The sequence below is a fragment of the Klebsiella sp. EMBS2024 genome, assembly GCF_036233805.1.
GTDB lineage: Bacteria > Pseudomonadota > Gammaproteobacteria > Enterobacterales > Enterobacteriaceae > Klebsiella > Klebsiella pneumoniae.
Map to the genome: position 1 here is coordinate 1,627,358 of NZ_JAZARW010000001.1, position 3,588 is coordinate 1,630,945.

Annotated in this window: 2 protein-coding genes; one reads left to right on the top strand and one right to left on the bottom strand. The window is 60.3% G+C overall.

What is annotated here, in order from left to right; genetic code table 11:
- The first annotated feature begins 24 nt into the window (after nucleotides 1–24).
- The gene (locus tag VZP09_RS07275; RefSeq protein ID WP_072201119.1) at nucleotides 25–1,008 is read left to right on the top strand and encodes a zinc-dependent alcohol dehydrogenase family protein; all 984 of its coding nucleotides are present in this window, start codon (nucleotides 25–27) and stop codon (nucleotides 1,006–1,008) included.
- Nucleotides 1,009–1,010: 2 nt separating this feature from the next.
- Here VZP09_RS07275 and tynA read toward each other — a convergent pair whose 3' ends face one another.
- On the bottom strand, nucleotides 1,011–3,278 hold the full coding sequence (gene tynA, locus VZP09_RS07280; protein ID WP_114504069.1) for a primary-amine oxidase: 2,268 nt from the start codon (nucleotides 3,276–3,278) through the stop codon (nucleotides 1,011–1,013).
- Between the last annotated feature and the right edge of the window lie 310 nt (nucleotides 3,279–3,588).

Genomic DNA, 3,588 nt, shown 5'->3' on the forward strand with positions numbered 1-3,588 from the left:
GAGCCACTGGAAGCGGGATCTGCTATGATCCCGACTTTCGTTGTCTGGAGCCAGTCGATGTTCAACGACGCCATTGTTTATGACCGCTACGGGCCGCCGTCCGCGGTGCTAACGCTGAAACGCCTGCCGCTGGCGCCGCTGGCGGGCGGACGGGTGCGGGTCAGGATGCGCTTTGCCCCGGTGAATCCTTCGGATCTGATCCCCGTGACCGGCGCCTATCGCCACCGCACCCGACTGCCGGCCGTCGCCGGCTATGAAGGCCTTGGCGAGGTGGTCGCCGCGCCATACGGCAGCCGGTTAGCCGCGGGCCAGCGGGTGCTGCCCCTGCGCGGGGGCGGCACCTGGCAGCGGTTTATCGATCTGGATGAGACCTGGCTGGTGCCGGTGCCGCCGGCAGTTGACGATCTGCTGGCCGCCCGCGGGTATATCAATCCGCTGACGGCGATGCTGATGCTCAAGCGCTGGCCGGTTGCCGGAAAACACCTCGTGCTGACCGCGGCATCGTCCTCCTGCGCCAGTCTGCTGGGGCAGTGGGCGCTGGCGATGGGCGCCCGCTCGGTGAGCGGGATTATTCGCTCGCCGCAGCATCGGGCGCGCCTGGAACAGGCCGGGATCTATCCGATCCTCGATACCGACCGGGCGCTGATGGAGAAGGTCAGCCAGCACAGCGATCTNGTGTTTGACGCGGTGGGCGGCGAACTGGCGAATACGCTGCTGTCGGTGCTGCCCGGGTCGTCGACCCTCATCTCCTATGGGCTGTTATCCGGGCGGCCGCTGACCCAGACGCGCGGTAGCGCGACGGTGCGCAAGTTTCATCTGCGGGAGGCGCTGCCGACACTCAGCGTGGCGGCGTGGCGGGCAGCGTTCGACGAAATCTGGCAGCGCCTGCCGACGACCTCCCAGCCGCCGGCCCAGCGTATAGCGTTGAACGACTGGCGGGCGGCGATTGCCGCCGCCGGCCAGCCGGGAAGAGGCGGTAAGATCCTGCTGGATTTCACCGCTGGTTAAGATTACTTTTTCTTTTCGCCCAGAGTAGGGGTTTCGTCAAAGAAGTTCCACGGCTTGAGCAGCGCGTGCGCCCACTCGGTCGGCATGATCGGCCACTCTTCGGCGCGCGCCACGTGGGTGGTGCCGGTGGTGATCCACACGACGTCATCGTGGTTAGTCAGCGACTCATCATCCTTCGCGTACTGGCCCAGGCCGGTATCGTGGGCGGAACGGTTCGGGTATTTCCCTTCCGGATATCGCTCTGTCGGGTGGTAGCGCGTCACCCACAGCTGTTTATCCATAAAACTCAGGCGATGATATATCCACTCGTCCGGGGCGAATTTGGCGCCGGTCGCCGCCGGGTGCGTGCCGCCGGCGTAAGGGATAATCTGGTATGAGACCGGGTTGCCCATGCGGTTCTCTTTGCTGGTGTTGCTCAGCAGGCGAATGGTGCCAGGGTCGAATTTCTGCGCCGCTTTTTGCTCGCTGTCAATCGTGTACTGATTCACCTGCATAGTACTGGTGCGCGGGCCGCCGGCGGTGTTGGGCTTCACTTCCGGGTCCATCGCCACCAGGGTGTTGTTCTCGCCGTCCACATCGAGGTCGAGGCGGAAGTTATAGATGTGCTGGTGAGTGGTGCCGACAATATTATGGTCGATCAGCGTTCCGTAGCGGGTATCCTCTTTGGCGCTGGGGTCATGCATGGTCTTCGCCAGCACGCCTTTCACCGCTTCAATGCCGGTGGCGCCAGCATCGATACCGATGGTGCCGTTGTCGTGGAACACCCAGTCAAAGATATAGTCGTAGTTGCCGACGGTGCTGATCCAGCGTACCACCAGCTCCCGGCGTTCGGTGCTGACGTTGGGTTTGCCCATCTCCAGGTGCTTATACTCAGGCCCGGCATAGCGTTCGAATATGGCCACCGCGCCTGGAATAGTGGTTGGTTTGCCGGTGTAATCGGCGATAGTTTCGTCCAGCAGTACCGCATTTGACGGCGCATCTTTACCGCGAACAATCGGCGACGTCAGGGTGCCCATGCCGTAATCGCCGGAGTCGAGGTAGGCTTTGAAATACCAGCCGACGTCCGGGTCGCCGTAGGGGACGATCATCCCGCCGAGGGAACCTTCATACATCACCTGGCGTTTTGTGCCGTTATCGTTGTAAGTCACCGTTGACAGAATTGGTCCGACGCGCGAGTTCAGGCGCAGATGAAAATCCCAGTTCTGCCAGTGAATGGTATCGCCGGTAATGGTGTAGTTTTTGCCTTCCGGTTCGGTTATCTCCAGCGGTTTCACCGCCGGGGCGTTGCGGTCGCGACCATCATACGGACGTGGCTCCATTGGGACCGGGATCACCGGACCTTCTTCGATTTTGATGATTTTCTTCGCTTCAAGGTCGACCACCGCCACCAGGTTTTCAATCGGGTGCGCCCAGTAGTTGCCGTCGCCGGTATCCAGATAACTGACGACTTTCAGCAGACGCGCATCCTGCTGCAGGCCATCTTTGCCATCAAAGTAGCCGACGGTGAGCGGGGTGGTGACCACTTTACTGGGATCGGTAATACCGTGCTTTTTCAGCACCTCAGCGAACTCGCTGCTGGCATTGATAATGTTCTGCACGCTGACGAAGTCATCGAGCAGCACCATCCCGTGAGCGCCTTTAATCGGCGTCCATGAGAGGATTTTTTTGTTTTGCAGATCGACGACGGCTTCAATGACGTGTTTGCCATCGAGCATCACCACATCGGCGGTGCGGGGGGTATCAACGGGTGTTCCCTGCAGGGCAAAGGCCCATACCGCCGCCTTGTCCGGCTCGTGTAAGGAAATCTCAGTAAAGCGGGTATTCGGCTGGAACTCCGGCGCGGCTTTAACAATGGTCACTGCGTCACTGATTTCCGCCGCCGAGAGCGAGTTTAACGGGTGCGGGCGCTTTTCTACCTGGAAGGTCTGATCGAGACCGGACTGGAATACATCGTTGATAAAGGTGTCGGAGACCCAGGCTTTACCTTCCTTCATTACCACCGGCACCTGTAGATCAAGGGGTTTACCGTTGACGATCGCCGTTTTGGCGCCGGGTTTTACTTTGACGTAAGCGCCGTCTTTTATCAGGGTGAACATTTGCGCGTAGTCATCCCACTGCACATCGGCGCCGAACGCCTGCAGCGTTTTATCCAGCGGCACCATGTGCGCTTCGCTACCGTGAGCGAAGACCGGTGATTGCCAGGCGCAAACCACCGCGACAGCCAGCGCCAGCGCGGTTTTACGAGGGGAAAACATCAAGCCGTTTGCCATTGTGACCTCATCTTATTGTTGTGTTGTCTCTTGCCGCTGCGAATGTCGGCTTTGTCATCCTTAAGCTACCAGCCAGCGGCGCCGGGGCGTTTGTTTGCTTTTGCCAGCTTGTTTGTCAGTTTTGCCAGACAGGCGTAAAAAATGCCTCCGCAGAGGCATTGAGTACGTGCGCTGATTTTTTTGCCGGGTGGCGGCTGACGCCTTACCCGGCCTACGGTCCGTGCGGCCTGCCGTTAATTTATTCACCATTCTTGCTGGCCCGAGCCCGGGGGTACAGGGGGCGGCGGCGACTGGCCGCCCCCTGTGCGCT

Bases quoted from the DNA above. Each gene is read 5' to 3' on its own strand.
- tynA (WP_114504069.1), bottom strand. From the start codon at position 3,278: ATGGCAAACGGCTTGATGTTTTCCCCTCGTAAAACCGCGCTGGCGCTG.